At 37.6% G+C, this 22,361-nt stretch carries 20 protein-coding genes; 5 read left to right on the forward strand and 15 right to left on the reverse strand.

The window, feature by feature from the left end:
* Positions 1–72 precede the first annotated feature (72 nt).
* From ctaG to cyoE, 6 genes are all read right to left on the reverse strand, one after another.
* Entirely contained in the window at positions 73–975 is a 903-nt protein-coding gene (gene ctaG / locus PZE06_RS00845; RefSeq protein ID WP_150913245.1) for a cytochrome c oxidase assembly factor CtaG, read from the reverse strand.
* A gap of 295 nt (positions 976–1,270) precedes the next feature.
* Positions 1,271–1,603, reverse strand: a complete 333-nt coding sequence (gene ctaF / locus PZE06_RS00850; protein WP_150913243.1) for a cytochrome c oxidase subunit IVB — start codon at positions 1,601–1,603, stop codon at positions 1,271–1,273.
* 3 nt (positions 1,604–1,606) lie between these two features.
* On the reverse strand, positions 1,607–2,236 hold the full coding sequence (locus tag PZE06_RS00855) for a cytochrome (ubi)quinol oxidase subunit III (protein ID WP_150913241.1): 630 nt from the start codon (positions 2,234–2,236) through the stop codon (positions 1,607–1,609).
* A complete protein-coding gene (gene ctaD, locus PZE06_RS00860) occupies positions 2,236–4,104 on the reverse strand; it encodes a cytochrome c oxidase subunit I (RefSeq protein WP_150913239.1) in 1,869 nt (622 codons plus the stop codon). Before ctaD ends, PZE06_RS00855 begins: the two co-directional genes overlap by 1 nt.
* A gap of 102 nt (positions 4,105–4,206) precedes the next feature.
* Positions 4,207–5,277 (reverse strand): cytochrome c oxidase subunit II, encoded by a 1,071-nt coding sequence (coxB, locus tag PZE06_RS00865; RefSeq protein ID WP_150913237.1) that lies wholly within the window; start codon positions 5,275–5,277, stop codon positions 4,207–4,209.
* A 337-nt stretch (positions 5,278–5,614) separates the two neighbouring features.
* On the reverse strand, positions 5,615–6,541 hold the full coding sequence (cyoE, locus tag PZE06_RS00870) for a heme o synthase (RefSeq protein WP_150913235.1): 927 nt from the start codon (positions 6,539–6,541) through the stop codon (positions 5,615–5,617).
* Between the two features lie 769 nt (positions 6,542–7,310).
* On the opposite strand from cyoE, the gene PZE06_RS00875 reads away from it, so the two are divergent.
* Positions 7,311–8,261 (forward strand): COX15/CtaA family protein, encoded by a 951-nt coding sequence (locus PZE06_RS00875; RefSeq protein WP_150913233.1) that lies wholly within the window; start codon positions 7,311–7,313, stop codon positions 8,259–8,261.
* A gap of 129 nt (positions 8,262–8,390) precedes the next feature.
* Here the strand turns inward: PZE06_RS00875 and pyc are convergent, their stop codons facing one another.
* From pyc to PZE06_RS00890, 3 genes are all read right to left on the reverse strand, one after another.
* On the reverse strand, positions 8,391–11,831 hold the full coding sequence (gene pyc, locus PZE06_RS00880) for a pyruvate carboxylase (protein ID WP_150913231.1): 3,441 nt from the start codon (positions 11,829–11,831) through the stop codon (positions 8,391–8,393).
* Positions 11,832–12,146: 315 nt separating this feature from the next.
* Entirely contained in the window at positions 12,147–13,352 is a 1,206-nt protein-coding gene (locus tag PZE06_RS00885; protein WP_150913229.1) for an FtsW/RodA/SpoVE family cell cycle protein, read from the reverse strand.
* A 175-nt stretch (positions 13,353–13,527) separates the two neighbouring features.
* Complete coding sequence (locus PZE06_RS00890) at positions 13,528–13,809, reverse strand: Fpa/YlaN family protein (RefSeq protein WP_095313178.1); 282 nt, start codon at positions 13,807–13,809, stop codon at positions 13,528–13,530.
* A gap of 328 nt (positions 13,810–14,137) precedes the next feature.
* On the opposite strand from PZE06_RS00890, the gene PZE06_RS00895 reads away from it, so the two are divergent.
* Positions 14,138–14,635 (forward strand): peptidyl-prolyl cis-trans isomerase, encoded by a 498-nt coding sequence (locus tag PZE06_RS00895; protein ID WP_150913226.1) that lies wholly within the window; start codon positions 14,138–14,140, stop codon positions 14,633–14,635.
* 111 nt (positions 14,636–14,746) lie between these two features.
* Here PZE06_RS00895 and PZE06_RS00900 read toward each other — a convergent pair whose 3' ends face one another.
* Positions 14,747–16,075 carry a PhoH family protein gene (locus tag PZE06_RS00900; RefSeq protein ID WP_150913224.1) on the reverse strand — a complete coding sequence of 443 codons (1,329 nt, stop codon included), beginning with the start codon at positions 16,073–16,075 and terminating at the stop codon, positions 14,747–14,749.
* A gap of 222 nt (positions 16,076–16,297) precedes the next feature.
* On the opposite strand from PZE06_RS00900, the gene PZE06_RS00905 reads away from it, so the two are divergent.
* On the forward strand, positions 16,298–16,897 hold the full coding sequence (locus PZE06_RS00905) for a YhcN/YlaJ family sporulation lipoprotein (RefSeq protein WP_150913222.1): 600 nt from the start codon (positions 16,298–16,300) through the stop codon (positions 16,895–16,897).
* Between the two features lie 45 nt (positions 16,898–16,942).
* On the opposite strand, the gene PZE06_RS00910 is transcribed toward PZE06_RS00905, so the two are convergent.
* On the reverse strand, positions 16,943–17,398 hold the full coding sequence (locus tag PZE06_RS00910; RefSeq protein WP_150913220.1) for a pyridoxamine 5'-phosphate oxidase family protein: 456 nt from the start codon (positions 17,396–17,398) through the stop codon (positions 16,943–16,945).
* A 233-nt stretch (positions 17,399–17,631) separates the two neighbouring features.
* Here PZE06_RS00910 and PZE06_RS00915 point away from each other — a divergent pair, with 233 nt between their 5' ends.
* A complete protein-coding gene (locus tag PZE06_RS00915; protein ID WP_095313188.1) occupies positions 17,632–17,832 on the forward strand; it encodes a YlaI family protein in 201 nt (66 codons plus the stop codon).
* 741 nt (positions 17,833–18,573) lie between these two features.
* Here the strand turns inward: PZE06_RS00915 and PZE06_RS00920 are convergent.
* The 3 genes from PZE06_RS00920 to typA are packed head-to-tail and all read right to left on the reverse strand — an operon-like array spanning position 18,574 to position 21,051.
* Positions 18,574–18,861 carry a hypothetical protein gene (locus tag PZE06_RS00920; RefSeq protein WP_150913218.1) on the reverse strand — a complete coding sequence of 96 codons (288 nt, stop codon included), beginning with the start codon at positions 18,859–18,861 and terminating at the stop codon, positions 18,574–18,576.
* 11 nt (positions 18,862–18,872) lie between these two features.
* The gene (locus PZE06_RS00925; RefSeq protein WP_095313192.1) at positions 18,873–19,187 is read right to left on the reverse strand and encodes a YlaH-like family protein; all 315 of its coding nucleotides are present in this window, start codon (positions 19,185–19,187) and stop codon (positions 18,873–18,875) included.
* A 34-nt stretch (positions 19,188–19,221) separates the two neighbouring features.
* Positions 19,222–21,051 (reverse strand): translational GTPase TypA, encoded by a 1,830-nt coding sequence (typA, locus tag PZE06_RS00930; RefSeq protein ID WP_150913216.1) that lies wholly within the window; start codon positions 21,049–21,051, stop codon positions 19,222–19,224.
* A 211-nt stretch (positions 21,052–21,262) separates the two neighbouring features.
* Between typA and PZE06_RS29825 the strand changes: the two genes are divergently transcribed.
* The gene (locus PZE06_RS29825) at positions 21,263–21,442 is read left to right on the forward strand and encodes a YlaF family protein (RefSeq protein ID WP_150913214.1); all 180 of its coding nucleotides are present in this window, start codon (positions 21,263–21,265) and stop codon (positions 21,440–21,442) included.
* Between the two features lie 44 nt (positions 21,443–21,486).
* On the opposite strand, the gene PZE06_RS00940 is transcribed toward PZE06_RS29825, so the two are convergent.
* On the reverse strand, positions 21,487–22,284 hold the full coding sequence (locus PZE06_RS00940; RefSeq protein WP_150913212.1) for an inositol monophosphatase family protein: 798 nt from the start codon (positions 22,282–22,284) through the stop codon (positions 21,487–21,489).
* Positions 22,285–22,361: the final 77 nt, after the last annotated feature.

Raw genomic sequence — 22,361 nt, forward strand, 5'->3', positions numbered from 1 at the left:
CTTCTATTAGAATATAAGGAACAAGCAGAGGGTGCGCTCATAAAAAAAGCACCCGGCTAAGGTGCCAATTGTTTATTTAATGGTTTGTGGATCTAGTAAATGCAACTCAGGCTCAGATTCCTCTTGCTCTCTTCTATACCATTCAAAGAACACTTGAAATAATACTACACCATAAACGATTTCTTGAATAACTTTCATAAGTACCCCGCCTAATTGCTGATCATGAAGCAATGACATGGAATTAAACATTTCAGGTCCACTCAAGTTTAACCCTGATAAGACAGTTGGTGAAACACAAAGCTCAAGAGCTTGAGCCCAAGAACTTGGATCGGAAAAAGTTGCATACATTGGAACATCAGCAAAAATAATTAATGCACATGCAGGTGTTAACAATACACCATCAGCAAATATGTAGCCAATCTTCTTTACTCCGCTTAATCTCTTTTCACCTTCCACTTGATTAACGAGTGGCCACCACATGAAGGTCGCCATTAAAAACAGCAGAATCGTATAGGATGTGTGGAGCAACATATCTGTCTTGATAACATCAAAGATCAATGGGATATGATAAAATGAAAAGATCCCATTAAAAAGAATTAAAGCAATGATTGGTTTTGTAAAAAATTTGAATAGTGGCCGAATAATAGGAAAACCTAATATCTTTTTCCAGATCCACTGTGGAGTTCCTACTATAAATAGTGGTGGAATAATCAAATATAAGACAGCCATCTGAATCATGTGAGCATAAAACATAAGATGACTTAGTAGGTCAATTGGTGAACCTTTGATGATATATAAAAGAATAACCCCTGTTGAAAAAAGGATGCCTTGTCTTGTTGTTAATGGTTCTGAATCGTTAATACGTTTTCTCCATATGATCGTGATGAGAAAATAAGCAGCTAACAATGCAACCATTGCCAAAAAGAAATATGGACTCCATAACGCTTGAAAACCAAACATATCTAAAGATAACATTTTGACCCATCACCTCTGTAATTTCCTTTTTCATTTCTCTTTAAGTGTAAATACTACGTTAATATTATAACTCAAAGAGTTAAAAAGTTCTCCACTTCAAACGAAAGCAATCGTTTCCTTAGTTAAAAGCATTGATAAAAAATATTATCAACTAAATGTTTTTAGTTTTTTTGTGACATATTGCTTTCACGACGCCTTTCAGTTATCACCAAAATGTATCCTAAAACCAAACCGACATATAACTAAACTTAGCAAAAAGAAAATCGGCCAATTATTAGCCGATTTTCAAATGAATTTACCACCAAACAATCGTCACAAATGCGAGGACTGTTATTAAGCCAACAAGCAGGCCAGAATACAAAAATAGCGCTGGTGCTTCATGACCTTTATGGCTCATGTGCATAAAATAATAAAGCTGAAAGACCACTTGGACTGCTGCAAGCAACAGAATAAATGGAACAGTAAACCAACCTGACATTCCCGCTCCAACCGCTACAAAAGCAATGATTGTTAAGAAGATCATCAAAGTAAAGGTAATTACCTGATGTCTCATTTCTTCTGCATTCTTTTTACGGCGATAAGCGATATCTACAGTCGCATTTCCCGTATTCGTCTGATTATTTTCCATAGTTTATCCCACCATTCCCATTAGATATACTACAGAGAAGATAAACACCCATACAACATCGATGAAATGCCAATATAGACTAGCAACATAAAATTTTGGTGCATTGTATAGACTTAATCCTCTTTTCGCATTCCTTACCATTAATGTGATAATCCACGCTAAACCAAAGGCAACGTGTGCGCCGTGAAAGCCAACTAACGTGTAGAATGCTGAACCAAAGGCGCTACTAGTAAATGTATGACCATAGTGGTGTACATAATGATAAAACTCATAAATTTCAAGAGCAAGGAAACCGAAGCCTAGTATGACGGTAATCCCAAGCCATAGCTGCATCTTTTTAAATTCAAAGTTTTTCATGTGGTACATTGCATATACGCTCGTTAGTGAACTCGTTAAAAGAATCATGGTCATTAAAAATGCTAACGGTATTTCAAATAAATCCTTAGCTAATGCGTGATCCGGTCCTGGAACCTTGTCTTTTAATGCGAGATAGGTTGCAAAGAGAGAGGCAAAAAGAACAGTCTCTCCGCCAAGGAACAACCAGAAACCAAGGAATTTATTTTTTGCTTCAAGGGTTTGCTTTTCAGGCGAAGCAGGCCATTTTTCAAGTGTCATTTTTTCTTCAGCGTGCATTATGCCTTAACCCCCTTATCATCTTCATCGATCAATTCTTCCTTATGAATATGGAAGCCATGATCATCTTTTACAGAACGTAGGAACATTGATCCGAACGTGATTAACAATCCAATTATAAGAACCGGCAAGCCCCATCCATAATCTAAGCGGTACATCGCACCGAATGCTGCCACAAATAACCCAAAGGAAATAACGAAAGGAATGAAAGACGCATTTGGCATATGAATGTCTCCTAACGGTTCTGCTGGAGTCATTCCTTTTTTCCCTTCCATTTTTTCAATCCAAAGCGGGTCTAAACCACGTACTAATGGAAGTTGTTTAAAGTTATAGAATGGTGGTGGAGATGGGATTGCCCATTCAAGTGTTCTACCATCACCCCAAGGGTCATTGCCAACTTTTTCATTTTTAACAGTTGTTATAATGATGTTAATCACTAATACCACAGTTGCAGCAGCCATAAAGAAGGCGCCTACTGTACTAACAAAGTTCCCTGTTTCCAGACCTTGACCTTCAAGGAATGTGAAAATACGTCTTGGCATTCCCCATAGCCCTAAGAAATGTTGGATAAAGAAAGTCAAATGGAAACCAATGAAGAATAACCAGAACGTAATTTTACCTAAAGTTTCATTTAACATCGTACCAAACATTTTAGGCCAATAGAATGCGGTCCCAGCTAGGATTGCAAATACTACTCCACCGACAATTACATAGTGGAAATGAGCGACTACAAAATACGTATCATGGTATTGATAGTCAGCTGCTGCACTTGCTAACATTACCCCTGTAACTCCTCCCATTAAGAATGAAGGAATAAAGGCTACAGCATAGTACATCGGCGTCGTAAATTTGATACTTCCTCCCCACATCGTAAAGAGCCAGTTAAATATCTTTATACCTGTCGGTACAGCAATCGCCATCGTTGCAACAGCAAAGATCGCATTGGCAATCGGACCAAGACCAACCGTGAACATATGGTGAGCCCAAACCATGAATCCTAAAAAGCCGATTAAGACTGTCGCGAATACCATTGAGGAGTATCCGAATAGTCTCTTTCTAGAGAAGACAGGAATAATTTCTGAGAAAATACCAAACGCTGGTAAAACAAGAATATATACTTCCGGATGTCCAAAAATCCAGAATAAATGCTCCCAAATAATCGTGTTACCACCTGCAGCAGTAACAAAGAAATTAGAGCCAAATAGTCTATCAAACATTAACAAGAAAATTCCAACTGTTAATGGTGGAAATGCAAATAAAATAAGGGCAGATGCGACAAATGTTGTCCATGTAAACAACGGCATGCGCATATAAGTCATCCCAGGCGCACGCATGTTAATGATTGTGACAAGGAAGTTAATTCCTCCCATTAACGTACCAGCACCAGATATTTGCAGACCTAATAGATAGAAATCTATTCCATGCCCTTCAGATGCAAGAGATAATGAAGCATATGACGTCCACCCTGCATCAGGCGCTCCACCTAAAAACCAAGATAGATTTAAGAATACTCCTCCAAAGAAGAATAACCAAAAACCAAGCGCATTAATGAAAGGAAACGCTACATCGCGAGCACCGATTTGCAACGGCATAATTGCGTTCATAAATCCAAATAACAATGGCATTGCTGCCAAGAAAATCATCGTCGTACCGTGCATTGTCAAAATTTGATTATACATACCAGCACTAACGAAATCACTGTTCGGTACCGCTAGCTGAATTCGGATAAACATTGCTTCGAGGCCACCGACAACGAAAAAGAATCCCCCTGCAATTAAGTAAAGGACTGCAATTTTCTTGTGGTCAACCGTTGTTAAATAGTCCCAAACGGTTGCTCCGAACCCCTTTTTTTGAGCGTACGTACTCACAATTTTACCTCCCTTTGAAAACTAATCCCCTTGCTATACAATCACAATATAATTAAGGTTTTGTATCGTTGTAATTTGTCGCTCTTCTATATGAGAAGACGACTATTCTTTTACCTTTAACTCCATTAAATAAGCAGTTAATGCATCAATTTGCTTAGGTGTTAATTCTCCATATGTCCCAGACATTTTATTTCCTGGCTTAAGCGTTTCTGGATCTTCCAACCACTTTTTAATGTTTTCTTCATTATTCTCTAGAATCCCCGCAACATATGCTCTGTCAGCAAAATCTGTTAAATTTGGAGCAACGCGAGCTGCTTCTGGAGAAGCATTGTTTGGTGTGATCGCATGACATCCGATACAGCTTTGATTGAAAAGTTCTTGCCCTTCTTGAGCTAGAGCTGTTTCCGGTTGAACCGGTTCTTCGATTCCTTGCATGGATGCAACCCATTGATCAAATTCGTCACTAGAAATGGCTCTTACTTTAAAATCCATTAAAGCATGGGATGGACCGCAAAGCTCAGCACATTTTCCATAGAATAGCTCATTGGCCTTTTCTGCACCTTTGGAATCAAATTGCAACCAAAACTTATTAATATTATCTGTATTTGTATCCATCTTTCCACCAACTGACGGAATCCAGAAGGAATGCTTTACATCAGATGCTTTTAAGTTAAAATAAACCCTCTGATCTGTAGGAACCACTAACTCCTGACTTGTAACAATCTCTTCGTTTGGATACTCAAATTCCCACCAATAAAGACTAGCACGTACGTTTATTACTAGTGCATCCGTCTTTCCATCTTCATTTACCTCGTCCATGGCAGAAACATCAGCAAGTCTAAAGGTTTCAATTACCGTTGGAACAGCTAAAACAAGTAATAATAGAATTGGAATAACAGTCCATATGATTTCTAATTTATGACTACCTTCCACTTGTTTAGGAATTTGTTCATCTTTGCGTTTAAAACGGAAAACGACAATGAGAAAGATGATGGTTACAACTGCAATTACCCCAACCATAATAATCGTACTTAATTGCATGAGATCATATTGTCTCTGGGCAACCTCACCAGCTGGCTGGAGAGTTGATAAGTACGGCTTGCCGCAACCGGAAAGAATGAGCGCCATTAACGCTAATAATGAGAACAGACGCCATTTTGCTAGCTTTTTCATAGCTTGAACATACCCCTCTTTCGTAAAAAAATAATTGAATTTGGATGAGTAAATTTCACAAAGTCAACTTATTTAACAAAACGAATACGATTCCAATGAAATGGTCAAGAATTTCATATACACTTCTTGCTAAATTAATGTCTGATTCGGAAGTCGTTATCATCAGCCGTGCTTTATGAAATAAACTCTCCCTGAAAATTTTATAGATAAATCCCCTTTACTAAAATAGCGTAAAGAAAAATTCTCCCAATAATTAATGGTTCATTTTAGATGTACTATAATTTTGTTTAATCTAAAGTGGAATTTCTTATGTAAGCGACAAAATGCTGTAACATGATTACACAAGTGTGACAATTACCATAGCTACAAACATAATCGTCATATATTGTAGAGAGTATACAAACATTGACCTTGCCCACTTCATGTCATCTTTTTTGCGATAACCATTAATACCAATTAACAACCAGCCTATATTTAATAGGGTAGCTAGTATTAAGAAAGGTATACCTAGCGAAGTTAATAAAAATGGTATTGGAAATAATATGATGACCCAAGCAAGGATATGTTTTTTCGTTACATCAAACCCCTTTACTACAGGGAGCATCGGGATACCAGCTGCCCTATATTCATCTACTCTTCGCATTGCTAATGCATAAAAATGAGGTGGCTGCCAGGCAAACATGATTAAAAACAAACTCCATGCAATGACATCAAGACTTGGATCTACAGCAGCCCATCCGATTAGAGGAGGAACAGCACCTGAAATACTACCAATAATCGTATTAGAAATTAATCTCCTTTTACTCCACATCGTATACAAAAACACATAGCTTACGATCCCTACAATCCCAAGCAGAGTAGCTGTAAACGTTGTCAGTAGAAGAGAAAGAACTCCTAAAACAATAAAGCCAATTCCGAGTAGCAACGTAATTGTCGGACTTATCTTTCCAGTTACCGTTGGCCTCGCCTTTGTTCGCTCCATTAAAGGATCAATATCCCTATCGTAGAAATTATTGATGGCGCAGGAACCGGCAATAATAAGAGCTGAACCTATAAGTGTATAAAGAACAATATCAAGATTGGCTAAAAATCTTGCTTCGGTAAAATAAAGTGCCAACCAAAGACCAGTAAAAGTAGTAATCATATTTGAATTTACAATTCCGACTTTTATCAGCGCTAAAAAATCCTTCCATGCACTTGTTTTTGGTATCACCGCTTCTACATTACGCGATGGCACTTCATTTAAAGCCCTCAAATTACTCATTTTTCTTCCTCCTAATGACCTGTCACGAAGACATCTTAAAGATGTTCGGGCAACTATCAATAATCCCGTTCTTGATCAATGTATTTCCAACGGAGACGAGGGTATCCTTTCAAATTTTTTTCAGGATAATTTTTTCACTATTTACATAGTGTTAATGTTATTTAATAACCGTATTTAATAAGGTTTCCTGTCTCTTTATTAAACCATATTTTAGCATGAACTGTGAACTTTTTTTGAATATTTTTTGCCTAATTTGTGAACTTTGGATAAAACTTCTATTTTTACTTGTTATTTTCTTACAATAACAATGTAATAAACTTAAAAATAGTATCCTTAATATTATGTATGCATCCAAAAATGAATCGAGATTCTCCTGTTATAACACAAGTTAAACCAGTATGAAATTTACTCTTATATATTTCTAGCAAACTCTTATTCATTTTGCAACCTTTTTACTATAATAACCTTGTTTAATTTACATACCATTGTAAATTTCGTTATTTTTGTGTACTATCAAAAAAGTGGTGAAAAAAAAAGAGGTAAATCTGTTCTTTTGCTAAAATATTCGTTATATTGTTTACAAACAGTTTTCTTTGAAAGCAAAATGAATTTTTTATGATAGAACTTTTTCTTTTCTTTAATGAAAACCCCATAATTTATTATTTCTAAATGATAATAAAATTTCTTCAGAAATTCTTTTTTGTTTACTACTAAAAAAGCGTTCTCTTACAAATGACAAATTGATCTTAATTAAAGTAGGTGTTTTAAATTGAAAAGGTCACTAAAATGCTTTGCTGTGCTCACCACTATCGGAATGTTGTTCATTCTTCTTGGCGGTGCACTAGTGACAAAAACAGATTCTGGAATGGGCTGTGGTCGCTCATGGCCATTGTGCAATGGGCAACTCATTCCAACCGATATTACAATGGAGTTAGTGATCGAACTCGCCCATAGAGTAGTATCAGGAGTTGTCGGTTTAATGGTGCTTATTTTGTCCTATTGGTCCTGGAAAGCGATTGGGCATATTCGAGAAACTAAATTCCTATCTTTGCTTTCTTTCTCCTTTTTAGTATTACAAGGACTAATCGGTGCAGGGGCTGTCATATGGGGACAATCTGATTTCATTCTTGCGATTCATTTCGGAGTCTCGCTCATCTCATTTGCGGCAGTATTTCTTTTAACTTTGTTGATTTTTGAAGTCGATAAAAAGTTTGCAGCAGAAAAACTAGTATTAGACGAACGAATGCGCAAGCATATTATCGGAGTTACGTTATATAGCTTTATCGTCGTATACACTGGGGCATTAGTTCGCCATGTCAATGCTAGTCTAGTTTGTCGAGATTGGCCATTGTGCGTAAACACAGCGCCGAATATTCCTATTTCCTTTCATGAATGGGTACAAATGGGACACCGCTTTGCGGCAGCGTTAATATTTTTCTGGATTGCTTATATTACCTATATGGCAATTAAACATTATAAGCACCAAAAAGTAGTGTATTGGGGCTGGATCGTATCTTTTATTCTCGTTACTCTCCAAGTAATTGCCGGCGCACTCGTTGTATTGACGAAATTGAATTTATTTATCGCGCTATCACACGCATTTTTTATTTCTTGTCTCTTTGGTGTTTTAAGTTATTTTATTCTGCTAACATCAAGAAGCAAGAAAAACGAAATCTTATTAAAACAACAAAACTCTAATACTTCTCAAATTGAACAATAAAACGGCAGCGAGAGCATGTCTCTCGACTGTCGTTTTGTGTTTATAGATTTTTGATTAAACTAAAAGACAGTGGGCTACCACTGTCTTTTTCGTCACCTTTATCGTATTTCATTAGCGGTTTTTCTTTTCTTATTTGGTAAGCTCAATCAGCAAATCACCTGTTTGGATTGCCTCCCCATTGGAAACAAAGATGTCCTTGACAATACCGGAAAATGGAGCTTGTACCGTTGTTTCCATTTTCATTGCCTCCGTAATCATAAGATGATCGCCTCTTTCAACCTTCTCCCCTTTTTCCACAATAACTTTTATCACTGTTCCAGGCATGGAAGCGGCGATATGCTGCTCATTTTTCGGATCTGCTTTCACTTTTGAGACAACCGTTGATTTGATACTCTCATCTTTCACAATCACCTCTCGCGGCTGTCCGTTTAATTCAAAGTAAACAATTCTCGTTCCATCTGGTTGCGGTTGTCCCACAGAGACTAATTTTACAATTAACGTCTTTCCTTTTTCAATTTCAACCTCAATTTCTTCACCTAATCTCATTCCATAAAGGAAAGTAGGAGTGTCTAAAACAGAGACATCACCAAATTTATCTACTGTAGCAAGATATTCTTTAAAGACTTTTGGATATAAGGCGTATGCGATCGCTTCAAAGCTGGTTACCGGTCTTCCCAAGTCTTTATAAAGCTCAGCCTTAATTGCCTCAAAATCAACCGGCTCTAATAATTCACCAGGACGAACCGTAATTGGCTCTTTTCCTTTTAGAATGACCTTTTGCAGTTCTTTAGGAAATCCTCCTGTCGGCTGCCCTAAATAGCCTGAAAATAATTCGACAACTGAATCTGGGAAATCTAGGCTATCACCTTTTGCAAGAACATCCTCTTCGCTTAACTCATTTTGCAGCATGTATAAAGCCATATCACCTACGACTTTTGATGAAGGAGTAACCTTGACAATGTCACCAAACATTTGATTAACACGAGCATACATTTCCTTGACTTCGTCCCATTTATCACCTAATCCAACTGCTTTTGCCTGCTGCTGAAGGTTACTATATTGTCCTCCCGGCATCTCATGCTGATAGATCTCCGTATGTGGCGCCATCATTCCACTTTCAAAATCCTGATAAAATTTCCTTACATCCTCCCAATAATGGGATAACTGTTCGAGTGCAGAAATATTAATTTTTGGCTTTCTTTCGGTTTCTTCAAGAGCATAATATAATGAATTAGCACTTGGTTGTGAAGTTAAGCCTGCCATCGTGCTTAGAGCAACATCAACAATGTCAACACCTGCTTCGATTGCCTTCGCATACGTGATAATGCCATTTCCACTTGTGTCATGCGTATGGAGATGAATCGGAAGATCTACTGTTTCCTTCAACTCAGATATCAATCTATAAGCAGATTGCGGCTTCAGCAGGCCAGCCATATCTTTTATTCCAAGAATATGCGCACCTTGCTGCTCTAGTTCCCTCGCAAGATCTTTATAGTACTGCAAATTATACTTTGTCCTAGCTGGATCTGAAATATCTCCCGTATAACAAATTGATGCTTCAGCAATTTTTCCTGTTTGTCTAACGGCATCAATAGCTACTTCCATTCCTTTAACCCAGTTCAAACTATCAAAAATTCGGAAAACATCAATGCCGGCGAAAGCTGATTTTTCTACAAATTCGCGAATAACATTATCAGGATAGTTTTTATAACCGACTGCATTAGAAGCCCTGAGAAGCATTTGCAAAAGTACATTCGGCATTTGCTTTCTTACTGTTAGAAGCCGTTCCCAAGGATCTTCTTTTAAGAAACGATAAGCAACATCGAATGTTGCGCCGCCCCACATTTCAAAACTAAACATTTCTGGAAGAAGCTTTGCCGTCGGTTCAGCAATATGTTTAATATCCGTCGTTCGCACACGAGTTGCCAATAGGGATTGGTGAGCATCGCGAAATGTTGTATCTGTTAATAGCACTTTTTCCTGCTTTTTAACCCATTCGACCAGTCCTGCCGCACCTTTTTCATCTAAGATTTGCTTTGTACCACTTTGATAGGGAGCGGTTAATTTAAGTTTAGGAATTCTTGGTGTATCGAAAACTGGCCGTTTTTTCTTTTCGATGCCAGGAAAACCGTTCACTGTTACATTCGCTATATATGTCAGCATTTTAGTTCCCCGGTCTTTGCTTACAGGGAATAAAAACAGCTCTGGTGTCTTATCAATAAAAGAGGTATCATATTCACCCGAACGGAATTTTTTATGCTTTACTACATTGACTAAAAATGGAATATTCGTTTTAATGCCACGAATCCGAAATTCTTGAAGATTCCTGACCATTTTCGATGCTGCATGTTCAAAGCTCAATGCATGTGTCGAAAGCTTTACTAGCAATGAATCATAGTATGGAGTAATAATGGCGCCCGCGAAGCCGTTTCCTGCATCTAAACGTACACCGAAGCCTCCACCAGAACGATATGCATTAATTCTACCGGTATCAGGCATAAAGTTATTTAATGGATCTTCTGTAGTTACACGAGATTGGATCGCGTAACCATGGATTTTAATATCTTTTTGCTCAGGTATTGCTACTGTTTCAGAGTGGAGGGAATGACCTTCTGCCACCAAAATTTGCGACTGAACAATATCAATCCCCGTTATCATTTCGGTAATCGTATGTTCTACTTGAACGCGTGGATTTACTTCAATAAAATAGAATTCTTCATTGGCAACAAGAAACTCTACCGTTCCTGCATTCAAATAATTGACGTTCTTCATGAGATTAACCGCAGCAACACAAATTTCTTCTCGCAATGAATCAGAAATTGATACACAGGGAGCAACTTCTACCACCTTTTGATGACGGCGTTGGACCGAACAATCTCTTTCATATAGGTGGACAATATTACCTGCTTCATCTCCAATGATCTGCACTTCAATATGCTTCGGATTTTCAATAAACCTTTCCACGTAGACTTCATCATTCCCGAACGCCGCTTTCGCCTCAGACTTTGCCCGATCGTACGCTTGTTCTACCTCATCTATGCTTCTGACAATCCTCATGCCACGACCGCCGCCGCCAAGAGATGCCTTAATGATTATTGGAAAACCATATTTTTGCCCAAATTCGAGCACCTCTTGTACATTTGAAACCGGACCATCACTGCCAGGAATGACAGGTATTTCAGCTAGCTGCGCCTGAGTACGCGCTTTTACTTTGTCACCAAACATATCTAAATGATGCGATTTTGGACCGATAAAAATAATTCCCTCATCCTCGCACCGTTTAGCAAAATGAATATTCTCCGATAAAAAGCCATAGCCAGGATGAATCGCATCGACGTCACTAGCTTTTGCAATTTCAATAATTCCGTCTATATCTAGATAAGCATCGATAGGTTTTTTTCCTTCACCAACTAAATAAGCTTCATCCGCTTTGTAGCGGTGATAAGAACCGGAGTCTTCTTTTGAGTAAATAGCCACTGTACGAATATTTAATTCGGTGCAGGCTCTAAAAACACGAATTGCAATTTCTCCTCTATTTGCAACTAAAACCTTGTTAATCTTTCTAACCATAAGAACACCTCTTTTATCGATATTTTTCTTTTTCGGCTTTATAGCACACTAGCAATTTTTAATTGCAATTCTAGTCAGCTATTTCAATGATCTTACGTTCATAAAAGCGCAAATTTTGAAATTATTAAAATATATAAAATTTTATTATTATATTCTACTATAGTTAGATAGAATTGCACAACGCTATAAAAATGACTCGCCAGCAATTAGCTCATTTTATTCATAATTCAGCCATACTTCGCGCTCATTTGCTATTTTTCCATAAAAAGCTGCCATTAGTGTTGTGCAATTGTTATTTAATCAAAAAAACAATCATTACGCTTTAAATCCACTTTTTTTATTGGAGGTGACGGTGGCTCCTTCCATATTAACTTTGGATTTATATTTTGCTTCGTAATTAACAAACATAGAAACATTAACTAAAATCCCCATTGCAATTGATAATTGCAGTAGGGATGAACCGCCATAGCTTACAAATGGAAGAGGAATTCCCATAAGTGGAAAAATGCCTGAAATTCCAGCTAGGTTGATAAATGTTTGAATTCCGATCATACTCGCAATCCCAATCGCAAGAAGGCTTCCAAACGGATCTTTCCCCTTTAATCCGATAAAGAGTCCTTTTAATACGATATAACTTAATGAAAGAAGAACAAAACCGACACCAAACACACCAAGCTCTTCGGAAATGACAGCCATAATGAAGTCTGTATGCGGTTCAGGCAAGTATCCTAATTTTTGAATGCTTTGCCCTAAACCAAGTCCATCAACTCCTCCTCCTCCGATTGCATAGAAAGAATTGACAAGGTGATAACCACTATCGTCAGCAACACCTTCTGCAAAAGGATCGACAAGGACTTTAAATCTATCAAGGCGCGTGGCGGAGAAGATCTTATCGCTTAAAAACCACACAAGTGGAATAGACATCACACCGCCAAGTGCGCCAAGCTTGAGAATGCTTTTAAAATTCATTCCAGAAGAAATAATGATCGTCCCTGAAATTAAAAGAATAATCGCAATTGTTCCGTAATCCGGCTGTAAAGCAATTAAAAATGAAACAAGAATGATAAATACTAAAGGCGGTAGAACCCCTGTATTAAATTGATTTATGTATTGTTGCTTTTTAGCATAAACAGCGGCCAAATAGACAATGACTGCTACTTTCACAAATTCTGAAGGCTGCAGTCGTATTGGTCCAAAATCATACCAGCTTCGAGCATTCCCAGCAATCGTTCCAAATTTTAAAACCCCGATCAATAATATGAGGGAAATAAGAACCATAGGAATTAACACTTTATTATTTAAATAAAGCTTGTACGGAACTATGGCAAAAAATAAAAATACGACTAATCCGGCCAACAAAAATATTTTTTGCCTAATAAAGAAATGATCACTTTCAAACCCATACCTCTGCATCGCTGTGACCATACTAGCACTATAGACCATAACGAGACCGAACAAGGATAGTAAAATAACGACAATTATAAGTGAATAATCGTATGATTTTAGTACTTTTTTTAGCATCCTATCTCTTCCTTATCTCCATTTATTCTATTGTTTTTTAATAGAAGCAAGTGAACAAAAACATATGTAAAAAAACTCAAACGATCCTTCCGTAACGTTTGAGTTTTTTATATAGTCTTCTCGTGTAGATATTATTCAATGTTCTATCTACCGATTCCTGTAAGAAGGAATGACTTTATTTTTTTTGTGAAGCTTCATGCAAAGCTGAAAGTTCTCTTTCTAATTCATCCAAAATAGCTTTCCCTACTCTATCCTCAATTAAACCGAGGCGAACTGCAAAATCTATTTCTCGAGATAATCCAAACATCTGCGTGTCCAATACCTCTTCGTATAAAGGGCATTGCGGCATTGTAAGATTATCCATCTGCACTTTAATTAGCTTCAATATTTTATCAGCATCAGCCTTTAACAGAGCGTTTGCCTTTTCACGATGATCGATTATCATTTCTGACGCCAACTTGATCCCCCCGTTTCCGAGCGATTATCCTTCTATAAATTCTAACCTTATAAGAGGAAAAAAGCAAGTAGATTAGGATGATCACTGGATTTTCATCATGAAGATTCAGAAAAACTGAAAATATGACATTTTCATACATTATCGGTATACTATTAGGAAAGCGGAAGCCATTTCCTTTAGCACCAAATGCTAACCTAAACGGGCCGGCAACCTTTCATACTAGATATAGCCGACTGGCACAAAGTGAACAAAATAAGGATTTCAATGTTGCATAACCGCTTTAGGGATGCCCATTCACAACGACAAACACGGAAAGTTGAGGGATACAATGGAATCAATCGTTATGTTATCTGGAAATGTAAAATATACGATTACTTTAGATCCAACTGTTTGGATTTTCGATGATCGACGCCAAGACCTACTCACCTACTTCGAAAAACAACATGTTGAAAAAAATTCTCTTGAAGAGTATACAAAGGAAATTTCAAAACATTGGGATCGGGAAATTATGGAAGGCGCTACTTTACCTCCAACATTAAAAACCGAGAAAAAATACTTAAAAGAGGAACTGTTAACAGGTACTTTTTGCATTCCTTTTAAACCCTTCCTTTTAAACGCGGAAGTTCTTGAGCATGCTAAATCAGTGATGATCGAAACAGTTGACGATAGTGTCACCGTCCCTTTAGCAAAAGCGGAAGCAATGGTACTTGGATTTTCTAAAGACGGCAAACCATTGAGGGAGGACGGACCGATTCATTGCTATTTCGGGGATGGTTCAAATTATACAAATCCAATCAAAAATGTAAAGGCCTTCCGCGTGCTATAAAGCTTAGCTATATTTAAAATTTATGGAAGATTGATTTAAAAAAGCAAATGGAGAAGAAGCGTATCACAGCTCTTCTCCACTTGCTCTTTTATCTGAACATTAATCAGTGCACTAAAGCAAATCCGCAGCTAATTGCGCTAGCCCTGATCTCTCTCCTTTATATAGCTTAACGTGACCGGCGATAGCTTCACTTTTTAATTTTTCTACAACATATGTAAGCCCGTTGTTATAAGCATCTAAATACGGATGATCAATTTGCTCCGGGTCTCCCATTAACACAATCTTACTTCTTTCTCCAACCCTAGTAAGGATTGTTTTCACCTCATGCTTTGTCAAGTTTTGGGCCTCATCAATGATGATAAATTGATCTGGGATGCTCCTACCGCGAATATAGGTTAATGCCTCCACTTCGATCGAGCCCATGCCTGCTAAAATCGCATCCAACTCCCCAGGTTTTTTCACATTAAATAAATATTCAAGATTATCAAAAATCGGCTGCATCCATGGGCGTAGTTTTTCTTCTTTTTCGCCTGGCAAAAACCCTAAATCCTTTCCGACTGGAACGATCGGCCTTGCCACCAATAATTTTTTATAGTCTCCGTAATCCTCAGTCTGCATTAATCCTGCAGCTAATGCTAACAATGTTTTCCCCGTTCCGGCTTTCCCTATCAAAGTAACCAAAGGAATATCTTTCCGTAATAACAGTTCAATCGCCATTGTTTGTTGGACATTTCTCGATCGAATTCCCCATATATGATCATGATCAAAAACAAGCTTTTTAACAGTAGAACCTGTCTGATCAACCATTCCAAGCGCGGAAGTCGATGAACCTAAGGAATCCTTCATCAAGATAAACTGATTGGGATATAAGGATAAATTGCCAAGCTCTGATAATGGAAGTTCTTTTTTTTCATAAAAGCTATTTAATACCGTAATATCAACAAATTTCTCAATTACCCCTGTATAAATATGATCATTTTCAATCACTCGATCACTGAGAAAATCCTCCGAATATAAGCCGATCGCATCTGCCTTTACCCTGACAAGAGCGTCTTTGCTCACCAAAATCACTCGTTTACCATCTATCTTTGTTTCTTCTTCCAATGATAAATTTTTGGCAACCGCTAAAATGCGGTTATCATTTGTTTTTTCCACAAAAATATCTTGAAGCTGATGAAATGAGCGGTGATTTAACTCAATTCGTAACGCGCCGCCATTTTCAAGAGGAATTTTTTCATGTAGCTTTCCAGCTTGTCTTAAGCCGTCAATGAGTCTTGATACTTGTCTCGCGTTTCTTCCAATCTCGTCCATATTGCGTTTTTTCGAATCCACTTCTTCAAGTACAACTGCTGGGATTACTACCTCATTATCCTCAAATGAAAATATGGAATATGGGTCTTGCAACAAGACATTTGTATCTAACACATATATTTTTGTCAAATCTATGCCTCCTGCTCCTCATAGGTCTTTTTTTAGGCTTCAGATCCTGAGTTTAAGCCCGGTCTTCATCCGTTGATTAGGTAGAGCTTTGTAAAATATATGTTTTCTCGAATAAAGATAGAAGAAATTTTGCACAATAATCATAATGATTCTTTCAGTAATTGAAGCACATCAAGAACTTGTACATCACGCTCATTCTCAACCAATCTGGAGGTGCCATACATGATAAAAAATAAACTTTTCGTGCTCCTTCTCATATTTTTAATTACAGGCTGTGGAGCAAATCGAGATGAAGCAAATGAAACCAATCATCAACAGCAAGCTTTAAATGTACGAAATTCTACCATACAAAACGTTGACCGTAAAAGCGGTCAAGAAATTTCCCAACATCTTGTTGACTTAGCTGCAAGTATTCCAAATGTAAATGATGCCGCCGCCGTTGTCCTTGGAAATTATGCTATTGTCGGAATTGATGTAAATGAAGATCTAGAGCGTTCAGAAGTAGGCTCTATTAAGTACTCTGTAGCAGAGAGCTTAAAAAATGATCCTCATGGTGCACGCGCTGTGGTTGTCGCCGACCCAGATATGACGGCGAGAATAAGAGAAATTGGCAACGATATTCGCGACGGAAAACCAATTCAAGGAATTTTTAACGAACTTGCTGATATTTCTGGAAGATTAATGCCCGAGATACCAGCAGATATGGTTGATCCTGGTACAAAAGAAAACACCGTCGATAAACCGAAAGAGAATTTAAACAATCAACAATCGAAAAAATTAGAAGAAAAGCAAAAAGAACAATCCAATCGCCATTTAAATTAATTACGTAAGAAATGCGAACAACAAAGAGCTTAGCACAGAATGCTGCTAAGCTCTTTTCATCTCATCCATAACCTGACGATCTAGGTGTAATGCTGCTTCTTGATCGTAAGTTTTATCATATTGCGGTTCAACAATAATCTTCGAACCATAAAACATAACATCCCTTACTTCAAGAACATTAATCTTTACTAGCGCAAGCTTCAACGGAACATTTTCCATCAACTCAGCTTCTAGCGTCGCTTCTCCACTAATAGAATACGTACTTTCATTAACGATGACATTTAAAACGACCTGATTGTTTTCTTGAATATTTTGGACAATTCTGGAACGATTATCGACAGCAAAAAAGATCGTTTTCTCATCCTTTGCATAAATCCATGAAATAGCATTAACATTTGGTCCGCCTGTTTCATAGTCAACCGTTGCAATTGTGACAAAGCGCTCTTTTTTTAATTCATCAAGTAATGGTGTGATTAAAATGGGTTCCACTTGATTGGCCATTCCTATCCCTCCTACCATTCCATCCCAATATAATATTATAACCATGTTACCATAAATTTTAATGAAGGAATGTTAAAAAATATGCTTTTAATGATGATTTTTGTAAAAGCACATCCGTCAGGCCATATAGCGGCATGTATTATTTTGTTTACAAGCTAAGACTTTTTCTTTTGAGAATGGTATACTTGTAAGAATAAAACCAATATTGTCTAGTAAACTAAAGAGGTGTAATAATGAGAGTTAAATGTGTAATTTGTGATAATATAGAATCCATTGACGATCATTCTTTTCAAGCAAAAAAATTAAGAAATCGACCTATTCATACATTTATGTGCAAATCTTGTGAAACAAGAATTACCGAGCGAACGAACGAGAGAATTGCGACGGGAAATTTTAGACTGTATCGTTCCAACAACGAAGAAGAAGATTGGTGAACATAAGCAAAAATTATTGCTTGAGTGCTCTTAGAGCTACATTATTGGTGTGATTCTACACCAACTTTACGGCTCATTGCCTAAACAACAAAACTTGCTCAAAGCATTGAGCAGAGTTCAGACTATAGACAAACTTGATGAAATCAAGGCTGTCTATAGTCTTTTTTGCTTTAAAATATTCATCTTAGAGACGATAGAAAAGGCTGGCGAGAAACCTATTACAGAGCTAGACCCTTTAGAAATTCTAACAATAAGCCAGTTGGTACGTTAAGCTCAAATCTGCAATTGAACGAAGTTTTTAAGAAGTCTAAAGAAAAGGAGATAGGAGCTGGAAACCGTATGAGGGATTACAAGTCCATTGCAGACGATGCTTATTTTTAGTTCACGAACGCTTAATTGGAATTGATCACCTACTTGAGTAGGACTTAAGCTAGTTGATTGGAGTGGAAGAGGCTTGACTCCTAGGATATTAGAAGGTGTATTCGGACTAATTGAGTAAATCATGAAATGTTCGATAAAGCGGGCTATTCAACTGACTGAAACAAATGATGCTTGCAAGAGTTCAATCCGATGAAAAGCACCAATATAAAGCAAATAGCCGGAACAAGCAACTCTGGAGCGAAAATCAGCGCAAATTTAACCGCATTTCTATCCCAAAATGGCAAAAGACACCGAGAGGTAACCCTCACGATGCCTTTGTCGACAAACAAAACTCCGCTCAAAGCATTGAGCGGAGTTTCGTTATTGCGGATAATTGCGATACTTTTCTGGTTGTTGATTAATCTGATTTAACATGACCTCAATTAACTCTCGGGGAAACCTTTGCTTTTTTCTTTCTCCCTGTTCATCAAAGTGAACATAGTACATGTCTTCATCCTTGGAAACTTCGATATTCGAAAGCATATGCTTTTCTAACAAAATGTCATAAAACATTTTCTCTGTTTCAACTGCGGCTGTATCCTCCGGGCGTGCATCAATCACAATTTTGATCGTTAACCAATTATAGATTGCATCCTGAACTGAATTCATAGCTCTCCCCTTTACACTTCATGCTCTTTATGTTTTCTCTCTTGATGCAAGCGAATTTTATATATGATTAAAATCAGCGCTGCCACCACTAACCCTTCTGCAATCGGCAAAAATACAGCAAAAAAAGTTAAGATGGTACATCCGAATATTAAGAAAGCATAAATAATAATGTTTTGTAATAAAGGTAACTTTCTTGCAAATCCTAATTTAAAGACGATCACACAGAGAATAATGACAGTAATATAAAGCAGCCACATTCCCAATTTAGGATTCTCATCCACTTTAAACAGTGCGGCGAAAAAAGTCAGGCGTTCAGTAATATCCATTCTTCATTACTCCCCTTATAAAGCACTTTTTCTCTTAAACAGTTTTCTTTTTCTTCGCAACTCTTTCTCTTTCCCCTTTATCAAGGATCTTTTTGCGAAGTCTGATTGATTCAGGTGTCACTTCTAAATATTCATCTTCATTTAAATACTCTAATGCTTCTTCAAGCGACATAATACGCGGTTTTTTCATTGTAGTCGTTTGATCTTTTGTCGCTGAACGAACATTGGTTGCATGCTTAACCTTTGTGATATTAACCGTAATGTCGTTCTCACGGTTATGCTCTCCAACAATCATTCCTTCATAAATCTCAGTCCCAGCATTGACAAAGATGACGCCCCGATCTTCTACTTGCATTATACCATAAGTTGTTGCTTTGCCAGATTCCATTGAGACAAGAACTCCTTGACGTCTTCCTCCAACCTGTCCTTGGGCAATTGGCTGATAGCTGTCAAAGCTATGATTAATAATTCCATATCCACGAGTTAATGTTAAAAATTCAGTTGTATAACCGATCAGTCCGCGGGCTGGCACCATAAAGATTAGACGCACCTGACCAGAACCATTGTTGATCATATCAAGCATTTCACCTTTTCTTGCACCAATTGACTCCATTACCGCCCCTGTATGCTCTTCAGGCACATCAATCTGTACGCGTTCAACAGGCTCACAACGAACACCGTCAATTTCCCGCACGATTACCTCAGGCTTAGAAACTTGAAGTTCATAGCCTTCACGACGCATATTTTCAATAAGAATTGACAAATGAAGCTCACCTCGTCCTGACACAATCCAAGCATCCGGCGAATCGGTATTCTCAACCCTTAAGCTAACATCGGTTTGTAATTGCGCCCGTAACCGCTCTTCAATTTTTCTAGAAGTAATGAACTTTCCTTCTCTTCCCGCAAACGGACTATTGTTTACAAGAAACGTCATTTGCAATGTTGGTTCATCAATGCGTAATACAGGGAGTGCTTCCTGATGCTCAAATGGACAAACTGTTTCACCGACATTAATGTCCTCCATCCCAGAAACAGCGATTAAATCTCCAGCATATGCTTCCTGAACTTCCTGACGTTTCAATCCAAAAAAGCCAAATATCTTTGTTACGCGGAATTGCTTAACTGTCCCATCAAGCTTCATCAAGGCAACCTGTTGACCAACCTTCATCGTTCCACGGAAAACACGGCCAATTCCAATTCTTCCAACATAATCGTTGTAGTCAAGCAAAGCAACTTGAAACTGTAAGGGCTCTTCTCTATTATCAATTGGTGCTGGAATATGTTCAACAATCGTATCATATAAAACCTGCATATTTTCATCTTGCTGCTCTGGATCTGCGCTTGCAGTACCATTAATTGCCGAAGCATAAACTACAGGGAATTCCAATTGATCTTCATTTGCGTCCAACTCAATGAATAGATCCAAAACTTCATCAATAACTTCTTTCGGACGAGCAAAATCACGATCAATTTTATTGACAACAACAATGGGTGTTAAGTTTTGTTCTAATGCTTTCTTTAAAACAAAACGAGTTTGCGGCATACAGCCTTCATAGGCATCGACAACTAATAAAACACCATCAACCATTTTCATGATTCGCTCCACTTCACCGCCAAAGTCTGCGTGGCCCGGAGTATCTAAAATATTGATTCTAGTGTCCTTATATTGAATCGCAGTATTTTTCGCCAAAATCGTAATTCCACGTTCTCTCTCGATGTCGTTAGAATCCATCGCACGCTCTTCAACATGCTCATTTGTACGAAATGTCCCCGACTGTTTTAATAATTGATCGACTAGGGTTGTTTTCCCGTGGTCAACGTGTGCAATGATCGCAATGTTGCGAATATCTTCTCTTATTTTCAAAAATTCCACTCCTACCTTTATTCAACTTTACTCTATTTAATATTCTGTAGCCTAACTGAAATATTATAACATAAACAATGTAGAAACCTATACGCTTTTTATGTTAAATTAGATGAAGAAATGCAAAGGAAAGCGCCTTCGAAATGAGAAAAAAGAGATTAAGCCCATTTCCAAAGGACGCTTTCCTATACTTAAACGGGGGGAATTTATAGTGAGTAACATTAAATGGCCATTTTTATTTTTAGCGATAGCTGCAGTTGCTTGTATGGGGGGAGTAGGCATCGCTATTAGCTATCGAAGCATAATCGGAACTGTAATTTCCCTTATTGCATTTATAGCCGTAATGGGGTTCGGTTTTACTTTAAAACGAAAATATAGAAATGAAAACTGAGTTGATAGAATTCCTGTCAACTCCGTTTTCATTATTTGTAAAATTCACCACTCTCGATTTCCTAAATACTTCTTTAAAATCTCTTCATGAAGTCCTGGCTTAGAAATAAAAATGGAGTTTTCATCTAATAGTTGAATGGGTTCACCTTTTAATGTGCTGGCTACTCCTCCCACTTCCTCAATAAGAACTAAACCACCGGCAAAATCCCAAGGAGAAAGGCGGAGTGTCATGTATGCATCCAATCTTCCAGCAGCCACTTGGGCAATTTCAATTGCTGCAGAACCGTATGACCTTGTCCCACGAGCATCCTTTACTACAGCCCCTAAAATAACTGGATCAATTCTCCTATTCGGCGTAACCCAAGTCGCATTTATGCCAATAATCGCTTGTGAAACAGTAACTTCTCCAAGTGTATTTAAACGCATATCATTCACGTAAGCACCTTCACCTTTTATGGCATGGTAAAGCTCATCATGAACCACATCATAAATAAGGCCGATCTTTCCGACCCCGTTCTCATATATTCCAATAGAGATAGCAAAATTTCTCTGCTGATGAACAAAGTTCATGGTGCCATCGATCGGATCAATGATCCAGACAACTCCAGATAATTCTTTTAATGTGTCACCATTCCCTTCCTCTCCTAATACTTTGTGGTCTGGATACCGCTCTTTTATTTTTGTAATAAAAAAACGCTCTGTTTCTTTATCAATATTCGTGACAAGATCATTGGCATTCGATTTAGTCTCTATATTAAGAGTTGATTTGAAAGATTTCTTAATCCTCTCTCCAGCTTCTTTTATCCAGCTTGAGGCACTTGCAAAAATCTCATTATTATTCACCTAGATCGCTTCCCATCTTCTATAATTAGTTCTTTTCACTAGCGTAAATCAAATATGTGTACGGTTCAACTAATTTT

The sequence above is a fragment of the Robertmurraya sp. DFI.2.37 genome (assembly GCF_029211245.1).
Lineage (GTDB): Bacteria > Bacillota > Bacilli > Bacillales > Cytobacillaceae > Robertmurraya > Robertmurraya methanolica_A.

Coding starts and splice junctions, on each gene's coding strand:
- ctaG (WP_150913245.1), bottom strand. CDS start 975: ATGTTATCTTTAGATATGTTTGGTTTTCAAGCGTTATGGAGTCCATAT.
- ctaF (WP_150913243.1), bottom strand. CDS start 1,603: ATGGAAAATAATCAGACGAATACGGGAAATGCGACTGTAGATATCGCT.
- PZE06_RS00855 (WP_150913241.1), bottom strand. CDS start 2,236: ATGCACGCTGAAGAAAAAATGACACTTGAAAAATGGCCTGCTTCGCCT.
- coxB (WP_150913237.1), bottom strand. CDS start 5,277: ATGAAAAAGCTAGCAAAATGGCGTCTGTTCTCATTATTAGCGTTAATG.
- cyoE (WP_150913235.1), bottom strand. CDS start 6,541: ATGAGTAATTTGAGGGCTTTAAATGAAGTGCCATCGCGTAATGTAGAA.
- pyc (WP_150913231.1), bottom strand. CDS start 11,831: ATGGTTAGAAAGATTAACAAGGTTTTAGTTGCAAATAGAGGAGAAATT.
- PZE06_RS00885 (WP_150913229.1), bottom strand. CDS start 13,352: ATGCTAAAAAAAGTACTAAAATCATACGATTATTCACTTATAATTGTC.
- PZE06_RS00895 (WP_150913226.1), top strand. CDS start 14,138: ATGGAATCAATCGTTATGTTATCTGGAAATGTAAAATATACGATTACT.
- PZE06_RS00905 (WP_150913222.1), top strand. CDS start 16,298: ATGATAAAAAATAAACTTTTCGTGCTCCTTCTCATATTTTTAATTACA.
- PZE06_RS00910 (WP_150913220.1), bottom strand. CDS start 17,398: ATGGCCAATCAAGTGGAACCCATTTTAATCACACCATTACTTGATGAA.
- PZE06_RS00915 (WP_095313188.1), top strand. CDS start 17,632: ATGAGAGTTAAATGTGTAATTTGTGATAATATAGAATCCATTGACGAT.
- PZE06_RS00920 (WP_150913218.1), bottom strand. CDS start 18,861: ATGAATTCAGTTCAGGATGCAATCTATAATTGGTTAACGATCAAAATT.
- PZE06_RS00925 (WP_095313192.1), bottom strand. CDS start 19,187: ATGGATATTACTGAACGCCTGACTTTTTTCGCCGCACTGTTTAAAGTG.